The sequence below is a fragment of the Parahaliea mediterranea genome (assembly GCF_003402235.1).
Classification (GTDB): Bacteria; Pseudomonadota; Gammaproteobacteria; order Pseudomonadales; family Halieaceae; genus Parahaliea; species Parahaliea mediterranea.
In genome coordinates, this window is record NZ_QEWO01000002.1 from 161,529 (window position 1) to 185,534 (window position 24,006).

23 protein-coding genes and 1 tRNA gene are annotated in these 24,006 nt (G+C 53.7%); 8 read left to right on the forward strand and 16 right to left on the reverse strand.

What is annotated here, in order from left to right; translation table 11 throughout:
• The first annotated feature begins 23 nt into the window (after positions 1–23).
• On the forward strand, positions 24–1,040 hold the full coding sequence (locus tag DDZ17_RS06320) for a Tle-like phospholipase domain-containing protein (protein ID WP_116365139.1): 1,017 nt from the start codon (positions 24–26) through the stop codon (positions 1,038–1,040).
• 219 nt (positions 1,041–1,259) lie between these two features.
• On the opposite strand, the gene DDZ17_RS22305 is transcribed toward DDZ17_RS06320, so the two are convergent.
• Positions 1,260–2,159, reverse strand: coding sequence for a hypothetical protein (locus tag DDZ17_RS22305; protein WP_157976495.1), 900 nt, complete (start codon positions 2,157–2,159; stop codon positions 1,260–1,262).
• Positions 2,160–2,491: 332 nt separating this feature from the next.
• Between DDZ17_RS22305 and DDZ17_RS06325 the strand changes: the two genes are divergently transcribed.
• Entirely contained in the window at positions 2,492–2,917 is a 426-nt protein-coding gene (locus DDZ17_RS06325; protein WP_206613467.1) for a hypothetical protein, read from the forward strand.
• A 422-nt stretch (positions 2,918–3,339) separates the two neighbouring features.
• On the opposite strand, the gene DDZ17_RS22310 is transcribed toward DDZ17_RS06325, so the two are convergent.
• From DDZ17_RS22310 to DDZ17_RS06340, 7 genes are all read right to left on the reverse strand, one after another.
• Entirely contained in the window at positions 3,340–3,789 is a 450-nt protein-coding gene (locus DDZ17_RS22310; protein WP_157976496.1) for a hypothetical protein, read from the reverse strand.
• A gap of 16 nt (positions 3,790–3,805) precedes the next feature.
• On the reverse strand, positions 3,806–4,366 hold the full coding sequence (locus DDZ17_RS22690) for a hypothetical protein (protein WP_206613468.1): 561 nt from the start codon (positions 4,364–4,366) through the stop codon (positions 3,806–3,808).
• Between the two features lie 207 nt (positions 4,367–4,573).
• Positions 4,574–5,077, reverse strand: a complete 504-nt coding sequence (locus tag DDZ17_RS22315) for a hypothetical protein (RefSeq protein ID WP_157976497.1) — start codon at positions 5,075–5,077, stop codon at positions 4,574–4,576.
• Positions 5,078–5,132: 55 nt separating this feature from the next.
• Positions 5,133–5,561 (reverse strand): hypothetical protein, encoded by a 429-nt coding sequence (locus DDZ17_RS06335; protein WP_116365141.1) that lies wholly within the window; start codon positions 5,559–5,561, stop codon positions 5,133–5,135.
• A gap of 201 nt (positions 5,562–5,762) precedes the next feature.
• Entirely contained in the window at positions 5,763–6,842 is a 1,080-nt protein-coding gene (locus tag DDZ17_RS22320) for a hypothetical protein (RefSeq protein WP_157976498.1), read from the reverse strand.
• Positions 6,843–7,035: 193 nt separating this feature from the next.
• Positions 7,036–8,115, reverse strand: a complete 1,080-nt coding sequence (locus DDZ17_RS22325; protein ID WP_157976499.1) for a hypothetical protein — start codon at positions 8,113–8,115, stop codon at positions 7,036–7,038.
• Between the two features lie 357 nt (positions 8,116–8,472).
• On the reverse strand, positions 8,473–9,324 hold the full coding sequence (locus DDZ17_RS06340; RefSeq protein WP_157976500.1) for an FRG domain-containing protein: 852 nt from the start codon (positions 9,322–9,324) through the stop codon (positions 8,473–8,475).
• Positions 9,325–10,471: 1,147 nt separating this feature from the next.
• Between DDZ17_RS06340 and DDZ17_RS06345 the strand changes: the two genes are divergently transcribed.
• From DDZ17_RS06345 to DDZ17_RS23020, 4 genes are all read left to right on the forward strand, one after another.
• Positions 10,472–10,924, forward strand: a complete 453-nt coding sequence (locus tag DDZ17_RS06345; RefSeq protein WP_116365143.1) for a hypothetical protein — start codon at positions 10,472–10,474, stop codon at positions 10,922–10,924.
• Positions 10,925–11,437: 513 nt separating this feature from the next.
• A complete protein-coding gene (locus DDZ17_RS22330) occupies positions 11,438–11,686 on the forward strand; it encodes a hypothetical protein (RefSeq protein WP_157976501.1) in 249 nt (82 codons plus the stop codon).
• A gap of 51 nt (positions 11,687–11,737) precedes the next feature.
• Positions 11,738–12,241, forward strand: coding sequence for a hypothetical protein (locus DDZ17_RS22335; RefSeq protein ID WP_157976502.1), 504 nt, complete (start codon positions 11,738–11,740; stop codon positions 12,239–12,241).
• Positions 12,166–12,900, forward strand: a complete 735-nt coding sequence (locus DDZ17_RS23020; protein WP_116365144.1) for a tyrosine-type recombinase/integrase — start codon at positions 12,166–12,168, stop codon at positions 12,898–12,900. Before DDZ17_RS22335 ends, DDZ17_RS23020 begins: the two co-directional genes overlap by 76 nt.
• A gap of 174 nt (positions 12,901–13,074) precedes the next feature.
• Here DDZ17_RS23020 and DDZ17_RS06355 read toward each other — a convergent pair.
• The 6 genes from DDZ17_RS06355 to DDZ17_RS06380 form a co-directional block, all read right to left on the reverse strand.
• Positions 13,075–13,150 (reverse strand) — tRNA-Ala (locus tag DDZ17_RS06355).
• A 127-nt stretch (positions 13,151–13,277) separates the two neighbouring features.
• Positions 13,278–14,678, reverse strand: a complete 1,401-nt coding sequence (locus tag DDZ17_RS06360) for an L-serine ammonia-lyase (RefSeq protein ID WP_116366126.1) — start codon at positions 14,676–14,678, stop codon at positions 13,278–13,280.
• Between the two features lie 337 nt (positions 14,679–15,015).
• On the reverse strand, positions 15,016–16,518 hold the full coding sequence (gene gltX, locus DDZ17_RS06365) for a glutamate--tRNA ligase (RefSeq protein ID WP_116365145.1): 1,503 nt from the start codon (positions 16,516–16,518) through the stop codon (positions 15,016–15,018).
• A gap of 58 nt (positions 16,519–16,576) precedes the next feature.
• On the reverse strand, positions 16,577–17,464 hold the full coding sequence (locus DDZ17_RS06370; protein ID WP_157976504.1) for an esterase/lipase family protein: 888 nt from the start codon (positions 17,462–17,464) through the stop codon (positions 16,577–16,579).
• Entirely contained in the window at positions 17,461–18,369 is a 909-nt protein-coding gene (locus DDZ17_RS22890; RefSeq protein WP_170150168.1) for a WS/DGAT domain-containing protein, read from the reverse strand. Before DDZ17_RS22890 ends, DDZ17_RS06370 begins: the two co-directional genes overlap by 4 nt.
• Complete coding sequence (locus DDZ17_RS06380) at positions 18,345–18,881, reverse strand: wax ester/triacylglycerol synthase domain-containing protein (protein WP_116365148.1); 537 nt, start codon at positions 18,879–18,881, stop codon at positions 18,345–18,347. Before DDZ17_RS06380 ends, DDZ17_RS22890 begins: the two co-directional genes overlap by 25 nt.
• A gap of 214 nt (positions 18,882–19,095) precedes the next feature.
• Between DDZ17_RS06380 and DDZ17_RS06385 the strand changes: the two genes are divergently transcribed.
• The gene (locus tag DDZ17_RS06385) at positions 19,096–20,568 is read left to right on the forward strand and encodes a WS/DGAT/MGAT family O-acyltransferase (protein WP_157976505.1); all 1,473 of its coding nucleotides are present in this window, start codon (positions 19,096–19,098) and stop codon (positions 20,566–20,568) included.
• Positions 20,569–20,618: 50 nt separating this feature from the next.
• Positions 20,619–22,358, forward strand: a complete 1,740-nt coding sequence (locus tag DDZ17_RS06390; RefSeq protein WP_206613469.1) for a DUF885 domain-containing protein — start codon at positions 20,619–20,621, stop codon at positions 22,356–22,358.
• A 64-nt stretch (positions 22,359–22,422) separates the two neighbouring features.
• Here DDZ17_RS06390 and adk read toward each other — a convergent pair whose 3' ends face one another.
• Together adk and mazG are read right to left on the reverse strand one after the other, a co-directional pair.
• Positions 22,423–23,070 carry an adenylate kinase gene (gene adk / locus DDZ17_RS06395; protein WP_116365149.1) on the reverse strand — a complete coding sequence of 216 codons (648 nt, stop codon included), beginning with the start codon at positions 23,068–23,070 and terminating at the stop codon, positions 22,423–22,425.
• Between the two features lie 119 nt (positions 23,071–23,189).
• Positions 23,190–23,999: a nucleoside triphosphate pyrophosphohydrolase gene (gene mazG, locus DDZ17_RS06400; RefSeq protein WP_116365150.1), complete on the reverse strand. Its 810-nt coding sequence runs from the start codon at positions 23,997–23,999 to the stop codon at positions 23,190–23,192.
• Between the last annotated feature and the right edge of the window lie 7 nt (positions 24,000–24,006).

Consider the following 24,006-nt stretch of genomic DNA (forward strand, 5'->3'; position numbering starts at 1 on the left):
CGAGGAAAAAGGCAGGTTAGACTATGATTTTTAAAAAGCTTTGCCAGGCTTCATCAATTTTCTTGTTTATTCTAGCTTCCGGATGTGCCTCAATTCGTGGCACAGGCTTATCCATACTTCCAAAAAACTGGGGAAATGAAGAGGGATACATCTGGTGCAATGCAAGGTATCTTGATATTAATGCGTACAAAGAATCAGGTTCAGCTAAGCCAGAGAGCGACCTGAAACTAGCTTTAGCGCGCAAAGGATATATTTATGCCTTGGCGGCAGGGCTAACTCTTCAGAAATCTGGTGAGAGCGAAGACAAGCACTTTTTTGCTCCCGACAGCCTCAGACGAATTGATACCCTGAACGTAGATGATCGTAAATCTGGATTTCAAGCAAGCACATTTGAATACTATGGGTCAGGTGATCGATTTTCGTCACCCAAGATCATTATTGCCTTTCGTGGAAGCGACGAGTTTTATCCAGATTATTTGAAGCACAACTTTGCTCTCTGGTGGGAGCCAGTCCAATTTAAACCAGCCCGTGAATACGTAAAAAAGGTCGCAAAAACGTACCCAAGCAATGACCTCATCGCTACTGGCTTCTCTTTAGGCGGCGGCTTAGCGATACATGTGCTTCAGAGCAAACCAACATCTAGCCTAATAACACAGGCATGGGCCTTCAATCCAAGCCATCGAACCGGAGTAAAGAAATCACCAAGTGATCGACTGTATCTAGCAGCAGTAGAAGGCGAAATTTTAGAATTATTCAGAACCGATGGATTGGGAGCTATCGAAGGCCACTATTCCAATGAATACGGGCTGATTAACTCTAGCTCAATCTATGGGCATTCGCGCTGGGTACTTATTAGACAGATGCTTTACTATGCTGATCTTGTCGAATTCGAAGAGTCTGGAAGAACTAAGAATCGTACTGAACCACTAGATATAATAATGGCTTCTAATGTACCGAATGGATGCACCGAAAAAATTCGTAGAGAGTTAGCCAACCACGGCCGCATTGCTAAGACCCAGACGAGTAGTCACTCAATTTGAACCAACCGGCTGCTGTTAAAAATTGATTTTATGGACCGGGATTTTAATCTGCTTCTTAGCCTAATTCCAGTCTCACACCTCTTGAATAGCGATACCAGCTCAATCCGAGTGTTAAATGTGGCCTTTCCTGATATGTGAGGCCGCTAGCTAAATCCCGCCTAGAGTCTCAAAACTGGAATACCCCAGCTGAGACTTTCACCTTTATCCAGAAGGGATTTTTCAAGGTGGCGTCCTGCCACAATTTACATAATCTTGATTCGTCATGATGCTCTTAAATCTACATGGGCCGGTGATTTTCGCACCTTCGGAAGCGCCTCCCGCATAGACGCAGTGAGAAGGATTATTGATATTAGCGGCCCACCCCTCAGGGCACCTAGCTGTATTGGTTTGGCCACCACCTGCCGTACGTTCCTGCGCAGTTTTCTCCTTAATTCTCTGGACTGAAGGTGGTATCTGTCTTGGTGTCGAAATTGATGGCAAAGAAATATCTCTCGCTGCTTCTTTTCGCGTCGTTTGCGGCACTTGCACTGCATTTTTGGCAGGTTGTACCGCATGGTTTGCGGAAGGAGCCACAGTCCATAGATTGCCATAGAAAGTCACAATACCCAAAAACATCAACACTGCCAGCAGTGCAATCAATGCATTGGAGTTACTGATTTTTTTAATGGCACTACCAACTACAGGTTGATTAGTATTCGTATGGCCAAGAGCATCCTCGGTGACCCCAAAATCAGATTCGCGCGTAGATCGTTGCTTGCGAGCAGCTTCTGCGCTATACATCACATGCACCAACGCACATAAAAGCAGCAGAAAAATGCCAAATATTGTGAAAAATGTCTTTCCTGGCGTGAACATCAGACCACCCAAGCCTCCAACTACACACCAAAACGTCGCTGGCTTTCCCTTCCCTTCAAAAACAATATTTCCAGCCCAATAGAGGATGCCGATAATGGCTAGAATGGTGAAAACAATAAGGTCGAGGACATTGCCGGAAGGTGATCCCCCACCAGCATCATAAACAATGGCTAAAGGATTGCTCCAAGTAGATTCACTGAGGATTGTCGATAGAACCGCAAACACCGCAGCGCTTCTTGGTGAAAAAAGGAAAGCACGCTCCATTTTTTGCTCCTTCTTTGGATTTTATTAGCGCATTTTAAGCGTTACATAAAAAGGTCTAAAAATATTAATCCGATATAGTTCAGAAAACAAAGAAAATTTCTAAGGAAATTATAGCAAGCACATCTAGCAAGAAAGTGCGGGTGAATCTAAGAATGAGAAAAGGTGTCTGGAAAAATAGGCGTAACAAGCTTCAGAGGCTGCCCCCCAAGGTTGCGGGCGTAACGAATGATTGGCGAAATAGTGTCAGTAACGATAGGAAAATAGAACTGTGGCTCATCGCATTAGCCGTATTTATCTCGGTGATTGGCACTATCTGGACAGAGTACCGAAGCATGAGACACGACAAGTTATCGGTGCGACCATATCTTCAGCTTAGAGGCTCTGTATTGGTCGAGACCGGCGTATTCGAACAGAAAATTGTTAATACTGGGCTTGGCCCTGCCATTGTATCGACGTTCAACTTGAGCGTTGATCATATCGATGTGGATGGCTTCCGAAATGCGATCGCCTTGCTCGAGTCTGGCGCGAATACACGCAGGTGGGAATTTAACGACTTGAAAGAAGGAGCTGTTATCCAGCCGGGGGAAGAAATATTGCTTGTTAGAAAGTCACTTCTGGATGAGTTTACCGAGGAAGAGTTTTTGCATTACAACGCCTCCTTTAACAAAATCGTTGTGCATATCTGCTACTGCTCTATGTACGGTGAATGCAGGTCAATTAATCAAGGAGGCTCACTCCCTGTCTGTAAGAGCATATGACTTCAACTCTGAGGTGTTACCGGCCGCCGGTCTGGCCGATTTTCATTTCTCTTAAGTTGTGACACCCCCTCCTCCGCATCCCATATGGGTCTCGGTAAATTCGTCCAGCGGTTAAAAGCGCGTGAATTGATTATTTTTTTACCAATTCAGGGAGGCCCGCATCTTCACTTTAATATCAACAAGTAAGGAAGTACTAACTCTTAGGTGCGGTAAAACAGCCGCACGTCACAGAACACCATCCGCCCCTATCAGGCGTGAGCAATATGGCCATGCTTAGGATTTGGGAGGCTTCGACGGCCCTCCAAGCGGTCTTTTCTGACTGCGTTTGAATCCCGTTCTCCACCCTATTAACCCCCATGAAATTCATTTGCTCGGGGTATATATTCTATTCAATGCATGGCCCATACAGAGGACCCGGTCGGTCAGTCCGGGCTTGGAATGAGACGACTGGGATAGCCGTAAACTAATATTACCTTGTTGCCAGCGACGAAAATTGGGTTTCCTTCATCGATCTGGGCTACTGTGAAAATAGCTTCTTTTGATGTTTTTATTACGTATTCCGTAGCGTTATAGACGTTATTCATTCCCTCAATGGCATCGCCAATTAGTATTCCCCCGACGATGCCCGCAATAATTACGCCTGCGTTGTCGCTATTTGCCGCCAATCCTCCACCCGCAAGGCCACCCAACGTTGAACCCCGTCCAGTAGTGTCGTATTGGATGTAGGCTGGCCTAGCAGAAATGACAACGGCATCAACAGATCGTTGTGCATTTCCTATAGATTCTACCCGGTAACGACCTTGCCCATCGACCGTCGAACAACCGCCTAAGACTGCAATGGTGAGCACTGTCAGAAATGACAGTGCCTTCACTGGATACGGCAAAGTTCTATTCCCCGCTTCCTTCGAACATTGGTTTGGAAAAGTCGGCTTGCTCTAAAAGCTTGATAAAGTCAGCAATGTTGTTTCGTACGGCTCTATTCCATGATTCCACAGCGCGAGCTTGACCATTCAAGGCGTAACCAGCCGGCACGACACCTTCACTCATAATCTCCTCCGCAAACAGAAGATCACCCGTCTCTCGGTCAACGATCTCATAAATGGCACCTACAGAAGTGGTCATGGAGGCACCAAATGCTGGGATATCAAACTCAGTGATACGAACTGATACGTTAACTTTCATTTCCGTGTCATCTGAAAAAATCAAAGACCGGTTGATGGCGTCTTGCAGGCCTTCTTTCCAGACCGGCGGTATCGTTGCATTAGCTTCGACATTTCGCTGCTGAGATTGCGGAGCGTAACCAACAGTAAGAGATTTCATCTCGGCATTTTTCCGGTTGGTAACCATGCCAACGTCTTGAACGGTGAAGTCAACAGGCGGAATAGACGCACATCCCGCCATAATGGTTAGTGCGCACGCTGCAAACAAAACTCGAAGGAATGATCTCATTACTGGATTCCTTTTCTTGAACTAGATTTCCCTAACAACGGGTTAAGGTAACCATTTATATCTAAGATTGCCAGTGATCGAGAGCTAATGCTTGATCTGTATCAATCTCCGCCTATCTAGCTCTGGTCGATAGCTCCATGGTTTGAGCCGCAGCCCTTGATCCAGTTTGTAGCCTTTAAAAATCATGCTGGACAATTAAGCGATAAATTATTCGTCTACACTGGGAACACCAAACCCACGTCGCACCCAAGCAATACCATGGCCTAGTATTAGAATGACTAACGGAGGGACGACAGCAGAAGCTGTTCCGATATAACTGAAAAGAGCGCGACTCTCAGTTCGCGCAGCCTGAGCTGCAGACTCTTGCAAGGCAAAAAGTCTTGAAATCGCCAACTTAATTGCCGCCTCATATTCAAGAGTAACTCTCTCTTGCTCCTCACCGGAAATAGGTGCTCCACCTTTCTCTGCCAATTTCGAGAAGGCTTCATTTTTATCTGATGCTAGATCGTCCTTAGTGATCTTAAACCGCTCACCTTCCACGTTGGTGATCGTGGCCTCAAAAGTAAACTTTTGTGCATTTTCAATCGCTCGCTCCTGTGCACGCTTTACTCCATATTCGATATTGTCGAAGTAAATGATTGGCACAGTAACAGCACAAGTGATCACCCATACCGTAGACAAGAATACCCACAGCCGCATCCATCCGTTCACTATGTACCTCCGTGTGATTCTCGATTCGTCGATATCGCAAAAAACTCGGCTGTCGTTAACCAACCCCAAAAGGTTGATGTGGCGCGCAATAATTGGTCAGCGCTGCCAGCGTGGAGAACATTTCCACCTGCAAGTTTTCGGCATCCTGAATAAACTGCTCCAACTCCTTGGCGGTGATCACCACTTCGCGATTCTGGTACTTCGCAAAATCCACGGCCAGATCGGTGCCCTCTCGGTTGATGTACACACTAAAAGGGTTATGGACAAATATATTGCGTTTCCCGGCCAGCTCCGCCGCTCGCCTGAAATGGGCCCTTGCCTCTATCTTTAGATCGTCGGGCGCGTTGCTCCGCTCCACCATCCGTCGCAGTATGTCGAGTCGGCTGCCAAAACTAAGATTGACGATAAGTTCCTGCATGTTGTCCTGAGAATAGTGGCCTATGAACTCCTGCGTGACATGCTCGACACGGGCGAAGTACAGCACTGACTGCCCGAGCAAGCGAAGCGTAAGGAGTAAGTGGCAAGGAAGTGGTAGCTACTACCGGGATTTCTCGCTCCACCTACTTCCGATTGAAGAAGAATATAGACATGTAAACCGTTACTGAAGGCCCCGATAGCTATATAATCTTCAAGTACACATTTAAGATATTGCTTTCGCCTAGAGCCAAACCAAGGAACGACGTACTCAGGCCAAGGATTTTATCTCCTCTAGTCTATCATCAGATATCAACATAGTTGAGGAACCATCTTCCGAAGACTCAATAGATACACCCTCTCCCATCTGCACAGCCAGTTCAGTACCATGGTAACTCAGTAGTTTTTCATAGTCTTGTCTTTCTAAAATTTCTACTAATAGTTTGTCAATTGGAAATATGGAAGTGAAATTCTCAAACCGAAAAGAAATGAGTTTCTCAAAATTCCTGGGGAAAAACGCAGTAAAAGGAACGCCGTTCACTTCAAAAACTACAGAACTGCCAAGCTTCTCTACATTGCCTAAATCAAGGGGCGAGTTATCGAAGCTGACTACACTACCGCTTCTCCTGACTGCTCTCGCTCGAGACGCAAGCAGCTCTGAAAGCCTCCAGAATCCAGCGAATTTTGTCAATTTTGAGTAATAAAATAGTAGTTGGTAAATCAGTAAGTGGCGGGGAAAATCTGAAGGCACATAGTCAGGGTCAACAACCGTCATTTTCGTTGGTTTACTACCCCGGGGTATCTGACTAATGAACCCGTACTTTGGTGTAGTAACGCCAGATGCAAGTTTCTTATCGAAGATATCATTTCTTGCAGATGAAATACTTCCCTTCCTGCCCTTGGCCTCCAGCAAGTAACGCAAGCCATTTTTTTCAAAATAGAAGTCACAACGCTTTCTAGAACCGTCAATTACGTAAAACCGATTTCTATTTACAGAGAACAGCTTGGAAGCTAGGTCAAGACAAAGACCAACGGCCAGAACCTCCGAAGAGCGCGTTTGAAACTCCGCAGCTTCTTTCTCACGGATATAAAAATGTCCATCTTCACGAACACCATCTAGACTCTGAATCAAGTCAATGAGTGAGTTAGTGAAACGTAATATTGAGCTATCAGGAAAGCGTCCACTGTAGTGGACCATTGCAGAACGAATTATTCGCAGCGGAGTAGTTTTGAAACCAGTACCCTGTATTGTGGCATATGCATTTGTGTCAAACAGCGAAATATCTAGAGGATGAGCAGTGGAGTTTTCGAATACCACAGGCACTAATCTTGATTGAGTATACTTTTTCATTGTCTAAAGTGCCCTTAATCAATCCCAAAATGTAAGTAACTGAGCGTACAGGAGGGTTTGCTTCGAGGCTTCTCGCTTGCTCATCCCGAACACTTTAAAGCAGGAAGGATCAATATACGCCCTGTTAGTGCAAGGCCTGTAGTAGGATTGTATGCCACTCTTCAATTTGATAAGAATAATCAAGATTCGTGGATCAGGCACATCCTGATCCGCGAATCGATTCACCATCGATGCAGACCGCAGTCAGTTCTGTACCCGTAATCATGCATCCGAGGATTCCCTTTCCGGATTGACCACCGCGAATGACCGTGAACGAGGTTTCTACCTTAAAGACGGATTCAGACATTTTGGTAGAGTTAGTCAGAAGATCAAAATCATCGTCAATATACACGCTAGCTTGAATACCTCTAGAGTAGTGGATGTCTGCATAGCCAATGCAAGCATCGACAGCCCCACTATCATTGAGATGAGAGAAAGGACTCGCCGCCCTAAGTTCTGATGCGGCCTGCTCTGAAACAACTCGCTCTTGAACATCGTTGTAGTGTGCCAGCAACTCAGGCTTCTTAGCCTCATAGTCGTCAAGGACTGGGGCAACAACATTCTTCAAGACATTATCACTATTGGGTAGTGCGGCGATCATTGGCAGAACGGGGAGCCTATCCTCATTTACGCTGCTCCGAACAGATATGGGATCAAACTCCAAATAGCTAACATAATCTAAATTTAGTTGCGGGCTAATCTCCACTATATTCCCGTCAGCGTCTATTTTTCGTTCTGTATCTGCGTTCAGATAGTCTCTATAGATTGAATCGATTGAGGAAAGAACTTCGTCACTATGCTCGATGTCAGTAAGAGTAAAGACCCGGATGTATTTTGTTCCACGCAACGAATCAGCACAACGATGTAGTCCATCGAAATATGCACCGCGCTGATTCTCCGACATTTTTTTCACCTGCCCATGCAACCACTGGTAGGCGAGATCGTCACTAGAATCGGGGTTCCAAGAATCGAAACCGCTTAGTGTCGTACCATACATACCCGGTCGATAGTAGGACTCATGAATACCAATATACCGATTCACGTACTCATTAGATTGGATGGCTTTACAAACATTTTCCTCTGCAAATTCACTCCGTTCTGCGTGTCTGCTGAGTGCCCCGAAAAGTCCCGAAACCAGTTGTACTGCAGCATCATCAGAACCCGCAGTGCTTGGTGAGCTAACGCCGACGAGCGCCGCTATCAACGGTAATGAACGGAGAAAGTTTGATGTCATATTGTGTCCTTGATCATTATTTGCACACTGCATAATGCCCCTTCACCAAGAGCACGCAGGGAGAAGGTGACAATCCTAATGGCATAAATAGAGAACGTCGACACTTAATCTGCCATAACCTTACCGGGAATTCTGTTGAGCATACTCTCTGTGAGGCAGCTCACGATTTGGGGCGCTGTCCCAGTCGGCGATTGACAAAGCCAGTTTAAAGTGATGCCGCCTAGAAGTGCGGCAATTTATGCAACTTCTAATGCAAAGGGGACGATTGAATCGCCTCCCCTTCAAAGCTAGTATTCAACCCAGACCTAGCTGGACGACCACAAGCCACCTCACAGCATCATAAGACCAATTAAAGTACTAAGGCTGCACGCTCGAATAGTCAGCCTTAAGTTGCTCAGCAACCTTATCAATCTCAGGGTAAATTGTAGCTTGAGATATTCCTAGCGAAGAAAGTTGCCCGAGGATTTTCGACTTATTGCGCCTAGGGATAGCCAGACGATTCTCACTAACTACCCAATCGTCATTGATCGTCGCTGGCATTGTCATCTGACCATTAACCCCGAACAACAGAAATGCTCCATCTTGCCGGATCACTCTCGGATTGGAGAGAAGAGGCTTCACGAAAACGACCGATTCTAGATGCCGCTTATCGATTCTTGGCTTGAAGTACGGCTTTTCTCGCTGAATTTCATGAAGTAGGTACTGTATTTGAGTTTCATCGTTGAAGTCATCGATGTCGGTGAGTTGGGGTATTTGAAAGCTACTTGGACGACGAGCTAAGTTCGATATCACACTTACCGTATCGCTATCGTTGTACTTAATCTGCCGTTTTGGAACTTTGAAAACAACCACTTCACCAAAATCTGGGCCATTGTCAGCCTCCAGACAAGCAAAGTAGAGCGCAATCAATGGATTTGCAGTGATATCCAGTAGACGAGTTGGCAAAGAATAGTGCTGCATTTTGACCAGCATCTGGAAAGTATTGTCGGCTGCATCAAAGTCATTAGGGCATCTCAACACCATCTCTTTAAAGAGGATGTCTTCATTCTCGATCAACGAACGATCCCGGTATATTGACGGGACTAGCTGATGTTCATAGTCGGTATGGCCCCTGTAAAATAGCGCCTCGTCACGTGTCGGTTCTATTTTTTCAATAATATCAAGTAAAGTGCGGACACTACCGACAGTTTCCGCTCCATCTGGTGTCATTCGTCGTCTACGCCTACGAGCTTCCGGCATGCCACCTCCATGTATTCATAAGGCCACTTGAGATATATTATTTTATCTGGTCGCTGAGCGATTATAGTTTGTTTTGTTTTATTGTCACGCACACCTCCCTCATCAAACGTATGCGTGATAGTTGGTTTAAAGAAAATTAAATTTTGGTGAAAGTTATGGGCACAGCTCTCCCGCCCGCAGGTGCGAGTATACTTCAACGGGGCTCTTAATGGCCTAATTTCTGTTATTTGCTAGCATTGCACGACGTCTCGCGCACACCACCCACTCGCGCGCCGCAGGTGGCCATTAGTATTTAGTAGTCTCGAATATTGAGATGTGTGTTCTTAGGACTTAGCCAATTGGTCGTGTCTGCAAACCGGCTATCCTTGCTTATATAATCGAATAATCCTTCAGCATCGTATATCGGTTTGTACCAGCATTTTTTACTACTGGATGAACAAGGCTCACCTTTGGCGTGAGTGCATTTTGGTACCGCATTTGGAACGAAGAATCGCATTTCACGGGGGTTCCCCCCTCTTCTTTTTAGACTATGCCGCTGCCTATGAAACTCTTTCCTCCCTACAATCCAGCAGTTATAGCCCAACTTTTTTGCTTGGACAGGATCACTGAGTTGCTCATCACCAAGTGCACTGTGCACATGTAATCGGCCTGCCGCCGTCCTCTCGAATGAAGTTACCGCATTAAATTTTAGGCTATGTCGGCCCACACGTGGATAGAGCACTGCGTGAAGTCGGCGATAAAACTTTTCTACGCATGTTTCTGCCTCCTCGCGTGTGACATCGTAGTCAAAACAAAGCGTGTAAAAGGCGTCCCACCGAAAGGGTGACACCCACTGTATAAAGTGTTCTTGCGTTAATGTGGTTAAATTTTGGTCAAACATAATCCCTTTTTGTTAGTAGAAGATTAAATGGCGCACCGCCATTCTCGTTGATTGCGATCCACCACACATGCTCCCCTGAGCACGTGAGGCACACTTTATCATTTTCTAAATTTTCTATGCAACATATTATTTTCTATTTTAGAATATTTGTAATTTTCTGGAAGACAGAGAATTTTGAGTATACTGTCTAGTCCTCAAGTAGTCGGAGGCGGGTGACCGCAACAGGGAGACGCAGAGTTGAAAAAATCAGTAGATGCAGTACAGATAGCGGAACTTTTGATCAGTCAAAAGCTGGACATAGAAGAACTGAAGAAGTTGACGGGGCTCACCAAAGCCCAAATCAAGTCTATCCTGCGCGATAACGCTCAGGAGGCAGCTAACCGTCTGGTTTCAAAGGCCTTCACCGCGCTAGATATCCCCGATCCCTTCCTGTTCAATCGCCAGCCTGAAGACCGCCCTACCAACTGGTCATCAAAGTACACACCCTCGGCCGGGACGAAGAAGGGATCGAAGATCAGTCAAGCTGTGGCTATCCTCAAGGCTCACAGCGATAGTGGCACCTTGCTACGCGAAAACCGAGCAGAGATCGTAGAGGAGATCGCCAACAAGCTAAAACTCAAGAACGAAATGACCGCATCAACATACTTTGCTGACGCCAAACGACTGGCAGATGTAGAGTACAGCGGCTAGTACTGCAAGAGATCGAGGCCCAACTACTCATTGGCCCCCCCTGCTCGGATTCTAATCCCAGTGTTCTCGCCCGATAGTACTGCGCTCCCACTGACGTTCTTCTTCTGTCAGCTCGATATCTTCAGGACACAAACCTTCTAGCAGCAGATAGATCAAGCTTACTCGGGTGAAGGTCTTAGTACTGCGGTAACAGCAATAGCTTACCTGCCTCGATTTCAGTCGTTAGCGCTTGGCCATCATGGAGGCCAAGTTCAGCAACTATCACATCTGGCAGTTATAATAGCCACTTGCCAGTCTCTTTTCGTAAATGAAGCGTCTTGGGCATTTGGAAGATTCCTGTACGCAACGCACTTTATGGAAGGTTAAGCTTCTACTTCGTAGTTTGCTACCAATGTACCGTACAAATGTCTTCAGACTGCGAAGCCTCCAAAGTTCTATATAATTCTTTACAAATTCTATTTTTTCTATATTATGGGCGTATGTTCAACTACAACTCGATAGAGTAAGGAGACTATGAATGAATCAAAACATCACCAAAAAGCTACTAACATTATCCAATCTAGCCTGAAAAGATGGGACAAGTTTGCTGCAGAACATCTCGATCCAGCTCCCGACAAGCGAGTAGGAAGGCGTTTAATAGAATCTGGTGAGATAAAGGGGGAATTTCTTAACGGCTGGCCATGGGTGGATATGAATTGGTGGGAGACCCGGCATGAAAGACGCAGGGTAATCGAGTTCGAAGATGAGAATTGGTTGCATTAACTCTTGCTTCAAATACACCAAATCATTTATCGAGTATCCAGATAAACATCCATGAAAAAGAGACTTTGTAAACACACGAGCAAACCCCTGCCCGATCATGTCTACAATGACCCAAAAGGCCGGGTTGGGATTTACCGATACAAGCGACCAGATGGAAAGTTCAAGCTAGTCCGTGGCAGCCATGCTGAAATTTGTAGAAAGGCTGAGCATTTCAATGCGATACGGCAGCGCACCTCGGCAGGCAGCGGAACTATTCAGCACTGGGCCGACCGCTATATCCACTGGTACGAACTGCAGAACCCAATAGAAAGTGAGAAGAGTAGTTGGAAGAACCGTTGTCGTCTGATTAGAAAGTTTGCTTGCGACTTCAACCACCTACAACTAGGAGAAGCTACTGTTCCGCGCCTCACCGCGTGGTGGGATACGCTAACATACGACCAGCAGCATAATCGACGTGCAGCATTTAGCTCTTTCTTCCAATGGACAATGAGCCAAGGAGCCAAGGAGCTACGCAGCAAAACCCCTTCAACAAGAGCGATAGTGCTGTACGGTTGATCGAAAAGAAGAAACCTCAGAAAAAACGACTATCTTTGCACCTAAACGAGTTCTGGGAGGTCTACCGTCACGCCGAAACCTATGTGCAGAAGGCAATGGTCATAAGCCTCATGACGACTATGCGAGAGGCTGACATCGCAACCCTTCGGTTTGACTCAGTACATGATGGTCAACTCTGCGTATCCATCGGAAAAAGCGTCTCCCAGCGAGGATCGCAAGGGGCAGCCCATTTGAAATGGGATTTGTCTGAGCACGATAGTTTGCGGGCAGTTATTAATGAATGCCGAGAAATATCACTCAAACACCAAAGATGTCCATTTATCATCTCCCGTGCCCGAAAAATTAAAAAAGAACGAGACGGCTTTCCTCATCCTTTTCAAGTCACACCTTCAGATATATCGAAAGGCTTCACTAAGGCCGTTAGGAATTCTGGGATATGGAAAAGTATTTCCCCAGAGCGTACTCCCCCTACATTTCATGAAGTACGTGGACTCTCAATAAGTCTTTTTCTGAATTCAGGCATCGATGCACGCGATGTGGCTCAATTGGCCGCACATACGGACGTATCCGTAACAAAGAGTTACACTGCGAATCACCGTCCGGAGTATCGGAATACAGGTCTAGTAATGACCAACCAAATGATGGCTATCCCATCATGAGTGATCAATTGACTAGTCTTGCCATCTGCAGGGGACAGGCATGGATGGAAGAAGCCAAGTTAGGAAGAATGGCACAAAAAAAGCGGGCACTGCCCGCTTTTTTCTTGGTACAAACTTCGGTTTTGTACCTTTTTGTACCCGCAAGTGACTACTAACCTGTAATCCCTTGTAGATTGGTGGAGCTAAGCGGGATCGAACCGCTGACCTCAACACTGCCAGTGTTGCGCTCTCCCAGCTGAGCTATAGCCCCAGTAAACTGGTAACTCGTTGAATTATCAGGCAATTAATTGCGCGCAGCTCAACGAAGTGGTGCGCATTGTAGTGACGCACCCAGGGGCTGTCAACACTTTACAGCGCATTTTCCCACCCCCGGCCATTCAGCACTCGATAATGCTGACCGGCACCTCCAGCACGTTCACCGCCAGTCCGCCCCGGGCGGTTTCTTTGTACTTGTCCTGCATGTCGCGGCCGGTGTCGCGCATGGTCTTGATGACCTGGTCGAGGGAGACGTAGTGTTCGCCGGAACCGCGCAGCGCCATGCGCGCGGCGCTGATGGCCTTGATGGCGGCCATGGCGTTGCGCTCGATGCAGGGCACCTGCACCAGGCCGCCGATGGGGTCACAGGTCAGCCCCAGGTTGTGCTCCATGGCAATTTCGGCGGCGTTTTCCACCTGCGCCGGGGTGCCGCCCAGGGCATCCGCCAGCGCGCCGGCGGCCATGGAACAGGCGGAGCCTACTTCGCCCTGGCACCCCACCTCCGCACCGGAAATGGAGGCATTGATTTTGTACAGAATGCCGATGGCCGCCGCGGTGAGCAGAAAGCGCACCACGTCTTCCTCGCTGGCGCCCTTGCAATGGGTCAGGTAGTACTTGAGCACCGCCGGGATGATGCCGGCGGCGCCATTGGTGGGCGCGGTGACAATCCGCCCGCCGGCGGCGTTTTCCTCGTTCACCGCCAGGGCGTAAAGGGTGACCCAGTCCATGGTGGTGAGGGTGTCATCGCCCAGCGAGCCAGAGGCACTTTTCAATTGCCGGTGCAACTGCGCGGCGCGGCGCTTGACCTTGAGCCCCCCGGGCATGATGCCCTCAGTGGATGCGCCGCGCCGGATGCAGTCGTCCATCACCCGCCAGATGGCCAGCAGGCCTTCGCGTATCTCCGCCTCGCTGCGCCAGGACTTCTCGTTGGCCAGCATCAGGGCGCTGATCGACAAGCCGTGCTCACGGCACTGCTGCAACAACCCGGCGGCACTGGTGAAGGGATAGGCCACCTGGGTCGGGTCTTCCACCAGCACATCGCCTTCGGCGGCGGCCTCGTCAATCACAAAACCGCCGCCAACGGAGTAATAGATGCGCGAATACAGTACATCGCCGCCGCTGCCATAGGCGCTAAAGCGCATGCCGTTGGCGTGGTAAGGCAGCGATTCGGTGCGGTGCATGATGAGGTCGTTGCGGTAGCTGAAGTCGATCTCGTGCTCGCCCATCAGCATCAGGCGTCCGTCATCGCGCACCGCGGCCACCCGCTGTGGGATGCTCTCTACGTCCACGCTCTCCGGCGCTTCGCCGGCAAGGCCGAGGATCACCGCCTTGGGCGAGCCGTGGCCGGCGCCCGTGGCGCCAAGGGAGCCGAACAGTTCTGCGGTCAAACGGGTGCAGCGCCCGAGCTTGCCACACTCTTTCAGGCCCTCGGCAAACTGGCGCGCGGCGTTCATCGGGCCCACCGTGTGCGAGCTAGAGGGTCCGATACCGATTTTGAACAGGTCGAATACTGAAATGGCCACGTTGCCATCCACCGGTTACTGCGATGGCTCGTATTGTAGGCCCCGCCGGGGTATGGGGCCACCGCTACCCCGCGGCAAATTGGCCCCACTGGCCGGCATGAACGACAGCCAACGCCGACAGACCAAGTAGACCCTGCAGAAGATACCGAGCGGTGTATCCCAGGCCCTGCAGAGCGCCCGCGAGCGCAGCCAGCAGTATTCACAGCAGCACCCGATTCAGCGCCCGCAGATTGACCGCAGCGGCCTGAGCCGGGATTACCGTGTCCGCAACCTGGGCGCCAGCCGCCAGATGCGGCGCCCCCAGATGGCGCCTTGCGCCACCGCTGAGAGCGTTTGACTAGGCCGCTGCCGGGGCCGGCGGCAGATCCTGGTAGGCTTTTTCCAGGCGTTTGGCGGCTTTTTTGGACACGCCGCCCAGCACCTCGATGGCGTGGCGCAGGCGGGCCCGGCTCATATCCGGCCCCAGCAGTTCCATGGAATCCACCACCGAGAAGGAGGCGCTGGTGCCGGCAATGGCGATAAACACCGGCGCCAGGAAGTCCTTCACCTTCACGCCCTCGGCGTCGGCCAGGGCTTTCAGTTCATTCCAGATGGCATCGCGGTGCCAGTTGCGCAGCGCTTCCATGCGCCACAGGGCAAACTGTAGCCCGCGCACCACGTCCTCGCGCTCGCCCTTGAGCGTGGCAAAGCTGTCTTCGGTAATCGGCAGGGTGCCAGCCACCAGGAAAGCCGCCAGCGGCGCAAAGTCGCTCAGTGTCTCCATGCGCTTCTGGGCGTGGGGCAGCACCTTGCGCAGGTTGTCGGCATTGAAGGCCCAGTCCACCAGGCGCTGGGCCAGTTGGTCGGTGTCCAGGTCTTCGCGCATCCACAGGCCGTTCAGCCAGCGCAGTTTTTCCACGTCGAAGATGGGGCCGCCGAGGGACACGCGCTGGATATCGAACTGCTCAAGCATCTCGCCAAGGGAGAACTTCTCGCGCTCGTCGGGCATGGACCAGCCCATGCGGCCAAGGTAGTTGAGCAGGGCCTCCGGCAAAAAGCCCATGCGCTGGTAATACAGAATGCTGGTGGGATTCTTGCGCTTGCTGAGCTTGGATTTGTCGGGATTGCGCAGCAGAGGCAGGTGGCACAGCCTGGGCATGTTCCAGCCGAAGTACTCATACAGCAGTTTGTGCTTGGGCGCGGAGTTGATCCACTCCTCGCCGCGCAGCACATGGGTAATGCCCATCAGGTGGTCGTCCACCACGTTGGCCAGGTGGTAGGTGGGCATGCCGTCGGATTTCAGCAGTACCTGGGCGTCCACCAGGTTCCAGTCCAGTTCGATGGTGCCACGCAGCATATCGTCAATCTCGCAGCGGCCCTCCTCTTCCGGCACCATCATGCGAATGACGTAGGGAGCACCGGCAGCTTCGCGCCTGGCCACTTCCTCTGCCGGCAACACCAGGTCGGAAGGCTTCAGCGCCATGCTGTTGCCGCTCTCCCGGCGCGCTTCGCGCAGGGCGTCCAGCTCTTCGCTGGTGCGATAGCAAATGAAGGCCTTGCCTTCATCCACCAAACGGCGGGCGTATTCGCCGTAAATATCCATGCGCTCGCTCTGGCGATAGGGGCCGTGCTCGCCGCCCACATCCGGGCCCTCGTCCCAGTCCAGCCCCAGCCAGCGCAGGGAGTCGAGAATGGCCTGCTCGGATTCCGGCGTGCTGCGCACCTGGTCCGTATCCTCGATACGCAGCAGGAACTGCCCGCCGTGGGCACGGGCAAAACACAGGTTGAACAGGGCAATATAGGCGGTGCCGACGTGGGGGTCACCGGTAGGGGAAGGCGCAACGCGGGTGCGAACAGTCATGGCATCTGGGGGAGTTGATTCAGGGAGGGGCGATTATACGGACTCGCCCCGGCAAATCCTACACGGCCACCGCCCCGACAACGCCCTGACACTCGCTGGACAGGGAAGACTCCGGAAAGTGATGGCGCAAGGCCGCATCGGGCAGAAAGCGAATGTAGTCCCGCGGCTGGAATGGCTGCCAGTTATCCCGCGGCTGACACAAACGATCCGCCAGTGCCAGCAGCACCAGCGGGTGGCGATGCATACCGAAGTGCGAACAGCGCACGCGGAGATTCTCGCGCGGTGCAGCGGCGCTACTATTTGCGACCGTAGTGTCGGGAATCAGCGCGGTGGGTTCTGGCACAGCGCCATCTACCGGGGAGCAAATCGCCACATAGGGTAACCGGGGAGTGTCCGCCGGCCAGTGAAACAGACCGCCCTCGCCTGCCTGCTCGTTGAAATCAGCCGCACCGGATAGCCGCCCCACCAGCCATTCCAGGGCCCGGTTTTGCAAGCCGGCCTGTGCCGGATCATTGGTTGGCGCCGCCAGGGTAATGACCCGGTCTATATGCTCACCGAAGCGCCCGGCGACTTCGCGGGCAAACAGCCCTCCCGCACTCTGCCCCACCAGGGACACGCCACAGCCATAGCGCTCAGACAACACCCGTATCTGCGGGCCAAGCTGTTGCTCGAGGTTGTCAACAAATTCCGGGATGGTCTCGCCACGCGGAAAGCCGGCCTGAAAGGTCTCCACTACAAACCCCCTGTCGGCCAGGAAGCGGCGCAGGCTCTTGTGTGATGACCGGGGCGCGGCAAAACCCGGTAATGTAATCACCGGGCGGGGCTGTTCGGTACGGGGCGCCCGCCAGCGCAACCAGCGATCCAGGGCCGCTGCAGCGCCCCGATCAAGGGTAGAACGGGAGAAGTCCCGCTGCAATTTCAAAGCATCCTCAAGCATTCGCTTCACGTTTTGACTCTCCTTGTAGATCTTGTACGCCTTGCACGGCCACCCTTGGCCTTGCCATCCGGCTTGCCGGCACCGAAAAGCAGCCGTTCAAGTGCCATTTGTTCGTCCTGCATGTATTCCAGAATTCGCTCCGGCTCCGGCACCGCCTGCGCGCAACAGGTGAGTCCGGTCACCACTTTTCCTGCGTAACTGGTGAAGGTGCCGCCCACCGCCTGCCCCTGCAGCAGCATCGGCATGCCGTGGTTGGATTCCACCAGTGCGCCAGCCACGTGTATGGGCGTAGCGGGCGAAGGCACGTTGGAGAGCGCCACATTGCCCGGCGGTGGATTCATTTTTGCCAGCGCGCCCGAGGCCAGCGGCAGCGCCATGGCCCGCACCATCAGCGATGGCATGCGCATGCCGCTCCCCACCGCGGAGGCGGTCAAAAGAGACTGCAGGAACTGCTTGGCGGCGGCCGCTTCCTCCTTAATGAATGCAGCGCGCTCCTGCGCGTCGGCGATGTGCGTCCCGATCGGCACCCACATGGTCAACACGGCATTACCACCCTTGCCGCTCGCAGCCAGTGCCACAGGCACATTGCACACCAAGCTGGCTTCAGGCAGCGCGTCCAGTTCATCAAGGTAGCGACGCAGGGCGCCACCAAACAGCAACAGGCCGACATCGTTGAAGGTGATCCCGAGCACCTTGCGCACCCGGTGGAGCGGCTCGACCGGCCAGGTACGCGCAACAAATCGCCGTTCGTCAGACAGGGGGCCGTTGAGATGCGTCACAGGCCGCTGAGCCAGTTTCGCGAGCATCTCCCGGTTGCTGCCCTGAACCAGCGCCCGGCTTGCACCGGCGATGGCACCCGTGGTTTGCAGCAGTCGGCGGCTGTCCTCAATCACCCCGCCAAGGTTGCGGCGCAACCAGCCCGGCGACTCCCGCGGCACTTCGTCATCCGCCGGCCAGGGGCACCCTCGTCACTGAACAGATCGACCAGCCGCAATGCCGTCTTGCCATCCACCAGGGCATGATGGAATTTCTGCAACAGCACCAATCGGCCGTCCTCCAGCCCTTCTATGAGGTAGAACATGAAGAGTGGCCGGTCGAAGTCAAAGGGCAGGTGCTGCAGCCGTCCCAGCTTAAAGGCAAGTTCCCGCTCGCTACCGGCTGGCACCCGGGTGCGGCGAATATGGTAGTCAAAATCGATATCTTCCACGGGCGCCCAACTGGGCAGCCCGAGGGGATCCATGATCAAACGCTGGCTGAGGCTGGGAACCTGGGATACCCGCTCGATCAGGAAGTCGCGCAGGCGCCTGAAATAGGCATCGATATCACTGTCGGGCAGGCGCAGGAACTGGACGGACCCCATATTCATGGGCGTAACGGCGCTTTCGGCGTAGGCGAACATCGCATCGGTGGCACTCAGGCGACTCATCCCCTTCCCTCCTTATCCTCATTGTTCAACCGGGTCGCAGCGAAACTTAGGTAGATTTCGCCTTTTTGTCAATTATATTGACATTATTTTAATTCTGGCCAAACTTGCCAAACCATGAAAAAAATAATCTTAAATGGAATGGGCGGTTCGCAGTGCGGTGAACTTGCCTCCAATGTCCCACCCCCGGGTACACCACTACTCATTGGGAAAGCACATGAAACAACTCAGCCCCATCGACTCCATGTTCATCTTCAATGAACAGGAACATGCCCCCATGCATATCGGCCCGGTCATGCTCTATGACCCCAGTAGTGCCCAGGGCGATATCGTTCGCTTCAAAGATATCCTCGAGGTGTTTCGCAGCCGCCTGCGCCTGTCGCCAGTGTTCCGGCGCAAACTGGTGAAGGTGCCCCTGGATATCGATAACCCGTACTGGGTCGAAGATGGGGATTTTGACCTGGAGTTTCATGTGCGCCACCTGGCGCTACCGAAACCCGGTGACTGGCGACAGTTCTGCATTCTGGTAGGCCGCCTGCACTCGCGACCGCTGGACATGAAACGGCCACCCTGGGAGGCCTACATCATCGAGGGGCTGGATACCATCGAAGGCTTGCCCCCCGGCTGTTTCGCCATGTACATGAAAATTCACCACTCGGCCATCGACGGCGCCACCAGTAACCAGATCGTCTCGGAGCTGCACGATCTGACACCCTTTCCCACCGTGTCTGATCGCAGCGACAGCTGGCAGCCCGAAGCCGTACCGGCCCAGTGGAAGTTGCTGGGTCGCTCCTACGTCAATTTCCTGAAGCAGCCCTCACGCGCCTTGAACCTGGCGAAAAATGCACTGACCTCCCTCAATCTACCCGATGAAATTGTCGCCAGCCGGGACGACATGCAGGACCACGGCATCCACTTCCTGACCCGCTTCAACCGTGATATTTCGCCGCACCGGGTGTTCGGGTCAGTGGATGTATCGCTGGCTAGCATGAAGGCCATCAAGAACAGCGCGGGGAACTGCACCCTGAACGATGTGGTACTCGCGATCATCGGCGGCGCGCTGCGCAGCTACCTGCTGGACAAGGACGAACTGCCCGACAGCTCCCTGGTAGCGGGGGTACCGATCAGCACACGGCGCCCCGAGCAGCACGATGCCGGCGGTGGCAACGCGGTATCTGGCATGCGTCTTACCCTGGGTACGGATATCGCCGATCCGCTGCAGCGCCTGCACAGCATCAACGCCGACGCCGTCGCCTCCAAGGCCTATGCCAATGCGGTATCGGCAAAATTGCTGGTAGACGTGGCAGAGACCGTACCCCCCAGTGTCGCGGCCATGGGCATGCGGTTGATGGCGGCTACCGGGCTCAACTCCCGTAACCCGGCCGCCCACACCATCGTCACCAATGTGCCCGGGGCGCAGCAACCGGTGTACATGTGCGGCGCCAAAGCCATCAAATGGATCGGCGCCGGCTGCCCGGTGGACGGGGTGGGCCTGTTCAACACCGTAAACAGCTACAACGGCCGAATGTCGCTGGCCTTTATCTGCGATCGCGACATGATGCCGGACCCCCAGTTCTACCAGGACTGCATTGCACAGTCCTTTGCCGAACTGGAGGCCGCCGCCACCCGCACCACCAAACCCAAAGTGCGGCGCAAGCCCGCTACCAAAAAACGGGCAAAATCTGGCTAAACCGCAACGCGTGCTACAGTGCAGGGGTAACCATCTCCGAGGACATCGCCGTGCCCCTTCAACTTCCCCGCGCCTGGCGCCGCCCACTGGCGGCCCTGGTGTTGACCCTGCCCCTGGCCGCTCAGGCAGCAAGCCCGACGCCACCCAGTTGGGATACCTTCGTCGACAGCTATATTGAGTCTTTCTTCAAAGCCCACCCCGCCTTTGCCGTGGTGCAGGGCCGCCACGAATTTGACGGCCAGTTGCCAGACTGGAGCAAGGAAGGCATCGCCCGCGAGATCGCCCGCCTCAAGGCGCGGCGCACCGCCGCCCTCGCCTACCCCAACAGCGCGCTCAACAGCGCACAGCAATACCAGCGCGACTACCTGGTGGCCGCCATCGACAGCCAGCTGTTCTGGCTGGATGACGCCGAGTGGCCCTTCCGCAGCCCGGATTTTTATTTCAGCTGGCTCACCGACTCCATCGACCCGGCGGCCTACATCACCCTCACCTACGCCCCGCCGGAAGAGCGCATTAAGGCCTTTACCCGCTACGCCAACAACATCCCCACCGCGGTGGCGCAAATTCGCGACAACCTGCGCATGCCCATGCCCCGCACGCTGCTGCAATACGGCATCGACTCCTTCGGCGGTTTTGCCGACTTTTACCGCACGGATGTGGCCGAGGCCTTCGCCAGTGTGAGCGACAAGGCCCTGCTCGCAGAATTCGACGCAGCCCGGGAAAAAGCCGCCAGGGCAATGGAGTCACTGGCGGACTACCTGCAAAGTCAGCGCGCATCCGCCACCGAGGACTACGCCCTCGGTCCCGAGCTGTTTCGCAAAATGATCTACGCCACCGAGCGGGTGGATATTTCGCTGGAGGAACTGGAAGCCATCGGCCGTGCCGACATGGCGCGCAACCAGGCAGCCCTGAAGGCAGCCTGCGCCGACTTTGCCCCAGGTAAATCCATCCCCGACTGCTTTGCCAAAATGGCCAGCCGCAAGCCCGAGGGCGGCTCGGTGGTGGCCGCCCGGCGCCAGCTGGATGAGTTGAAGGCCTTTGTCATCGACAAGGACCTGGTGACCATTCCCGGCAAAGAAGAGGCCCTGGTGCGCGAATCGCCGCCCTACGCCCGTTCCAACTCGGCCTTTATCAATACCGCCGGCCCCTACGAGAAGGACCAGCCCTCCATCTACTACATTTCGCCCCCCAACCCGGCCTGGCCCAAAGAGGTGCAGGACGCCTACATTCCCGGCGAGTCGGACCTGCTGTTCACCTCGGCCCACGAAGTGTGGCCCGGGCACTTCCTCAACTTCGTGCACGCCAACCGCGCCGACTTCACTTTTGGGCGTGTATTTGTGACCTACGCCTTCGGCGAGGGCTGGGCCCACTACACCGAGGAGATGATGCTGGAGGCCGGCCTGCGCGAGCAGTCGCCGGAAACCCGTATCGGCCAGCTCGGCAATGCCCTGCTGCGCAATGCGCGCTTCCTGTCGGCCATCGGCCTGCACACCCAGGGCATGACCATCGAGGAATCCGAAAAACTGTTCATGGAGCAGGCCTACCAGGACAAGGGCACCGCCGAACAACAGGCCGCACGGGGCACTTACGACCCGGCCTACCTGAACTACACCCTGGGCAAGCTGCTGATCCTGCAGCTGCGCGAGGACTGGACAAAGGAGCGCGGCGGACGCAAGGCTTGGCGCGATTTCCACGACCAGTTCCTGTCCTACGGTGGCCCGCCCATTCCGCTGGTGCGCGGACAAATGCTGGGCACCGAGCCAAAGGCGGAGTTCTACCGCGAAAAATAGAGTCCCAGAACGCAAAAACCCCGGTACGAGCCGGGGTTTTTGCTGGGGGCAGGCGCTCGGTGAATCAGCCGCCCAGGGCGGTAACCACCTGGGCGCGAATGTCATCGACACTGCCAACGCCCACAATGCGGTGGTACTTGGGCGCGGCTTCGCCCTGCATACCCTGGTAAAAATCAATCAGCGGCGCGGTCTGCTCCTGGTAAACCTGCAGGCGATGGCGCACGGTGTCTTCCTTGTCGTCATCGCGCTGCACCAGCGGCTCGCCGGTTACATCGTCCACACCTTCCTGCTTCGGCGGGTTGTACTGCACGTGGTAAACACGGCCGGAGGCCGGGTGTACCCGACGGCCGCTGAGGCGGGCGATGATTTCTTCATCATCCACCGCGATTTCCACCACGTGATCCAGATTGACGCCGGCATCCACCATGGCCTCGGCCTGGGGAATGGTGCGCGGAAAGCCATCAAACAGGAAACCGCCGGCGCAGTCCGCCTCGGCGATACGCTCTTTTACCAGGCCGATGATGATGTCATCGGAAACCAGCCCGCCGGCGTCCATGATCTCCTTGGCCTGCAGTCCCAGTTCGGTCTGGGCCTTCACCGCGGCGCGCAGCATGTCACCCGTGGAGATCTGCGGAATCGCATATTTCTCACAGATAAACTGGGCCTGGGTGCCTTTGCCAGCGCCTGGCGCGCCCAAAAGAATCAATCGCATTGGGGTGTTTCCTCGGTAAAAAAGCCGGCGCCGGAGCAGCCCCGGGGGGGTGAATCGGTATTATGAATAACGCGAAGGGCAGTAACCATACACAGCGGGCCGGGGAAGCACAAGCCCCGTCAGTTCAGGCCCTTGGCCTGCTGCCACAGGTCTTCAAGCTGGTCTGCGCTGTGCGCTGACAGGGGTGTTTCAGCGCGCTCGGCGGCCGCTTCCATGTGCCGAAAGCGCTGCTCGAACTTGGCGGAGGAACGGCGCAGAGCGGCTTCGGCATCCACACCGAGCTGGCGCGACAGGTTGACGCAGGTAAACAGCAGGTCACCGATTTCCTCCTCGACACCCGCCTTGTCGCCACTGGCAAGCGCGGCGCGCAACTCGCCGGCTTCCTCTTCCAGTTTGTCGAACACCGGGTCGGCGGCGGGCCAGTCAAAGCCCGCACGGGCCGCGCGCTTTTGCAGTTTTTGCGCTCGCGGCAGGGCCGGCAGGGCCACCGGTACATCGTCCAGCAGGCCGTGCTGTTCCCGCGCGCTGCGCTCGCTCTGCTTGATCTGCTCCCAGCTGTCTTTGACGGCCTCAACACCAATGCGCTGATCCACTACGCCTTCAATCTGGCCATCGGCAAACACGTGGGGATGGCGCCGCAACAGCTTGTCCACCAGGGTATGTACCACCTCGGCAAAGCTGAACAGGTTGCGTTCGCGGCCGAGCTGGCTGTAGAAAATCACCTGGAACAGCACATCGCCGAGCTCTTCAGCCACGTGGGGGAAATCATCGTGTTCGATGGCCTCGGCCAGTTCGTAACACTCCTCCAACGTGGAGGGCACGATGCTGCGAAAGTCCTGCTTCAGGTCCCAGGGGCAGCCGTGTTTGGGGTCCCGCAGCCGCTCCATCACCCGCAGTAAATCGTCGATGCTGTAGCGCGGCTGATCCATAGTGTCT

What these genes read in the sequence shown, in the direction of transcription:
- DDZ17_RS06320 (WP_116365139.1), top strand. Translation starts at nt 24, where the DNA reads ATGATTTTTAAAAAGCTTTGCCAGGCTTCATCAATTTTCTTGTTTATT.
- DDZ17_RS22305 (WP_157976495.1), bottom strand. Translation starts at nt 2,159, where the DNA reads ATGGAGCGTGCTTTCCTTTTTTCACCAAGAAGCGCTGCGGTGTTTGCG.
- DDZ17_RS06325 (WP_206613467.1), top strand. Translation starts at nt 2,492, where the DNA reads ATGAGACACGACAAGTTATCGGTGCGACCATATCTTCAGCTTAGAGGC.
- DDZ17_RS22690 (WP_206613468.1), bottom strand. Translation starts at nt 4,366, where the DNA reads ATGAGATCATTCCTTCGAGTTTTGTTTGCAGCGTGCGCACTAACCATT.
- DDZ17_RS22320 (WP_157976498.1), bottom strand. Translation starts at nt 6,842, where the DNA reads ATGAAAAAGTATACTCAATCAAGATTAGTGCCTGTGGTATTCGAAAAC.
- DDZ17_RS22325 (WP_157976499.1), bottom strand. Translation starts at nt 8,115, where the DNA reads ATGACATCAAACTTTCTCCGTTCATTACCGTTGATAGCGGCGCTCGTC.
- DDZ17_RS06340 (WP_157976500.1), bottom strand. Translation starts at nt 9,324, where the DNA reads ATGACACCAGATGGAGCGGAAACTGTCGGTAGTGTCCGCACTTTACTT.
- DDZ17_RS22330 (WP_157976501.1), top strand. Translation starts at nt 11,438, where the DNA reads ATGAATGAATCAAAACATCACCAAAAAGCTACTAACATTATCCAATCT.
- DDZ17_RS22335 (WP_157976502.1), top strand. Translation starts at nt 11,738, where the DNA reads ATGAAAAAGAGACTTTGTAAACACACGAGCAAACCCCTGCCCGATCAT.
- DDZ17_RS23020 (WP_116365144.1), top strand. Translation starts at nt 12,166, where the DNA reads ATGGACAATGAGCCAAGGAGCCAAGGAGCTACGCAGCAAAACCCCTTC.
- gltX (WP_116365145.1), bottom strand. Translation starts at nt 16,518, where the DNA reads ATGACTGTTCGCACCCGCGTTGCGCCTTCCCCTACCGGTGACCCCCAC.
- DDZ17_RS06380 (WP_116365148.1), bottom strand. Translation starts at nt 18,881, where the DNA reads ATGAGTCGCCTGAGTGCCACCGATGCGATGTTCGCCTACGCCGAAAGC.
- DDZ17_RS06385 (WP_157976505.1), top strand. Translation starts at nt 19,096, where the DNA reads ATGAAACAACTCAGCCCCATCGACTCCATGTTCATCTTCAATGAACAG.
- adk (WP_116365149.1), bottom strand. Translation starts at nt 23,070, where the DNA reads ATGCGATTGATTCTTTTGGGCGCGCCAGGCGCTGGCAAAGGCACCCAG.
- mazG (WP_116365150.1), bottom strand. Translation starts at nt 23,999, where the DNA reads ATGGATCAGCCGCGCTACAGCATCGACGATTTACTGCGGGTGATGGAG.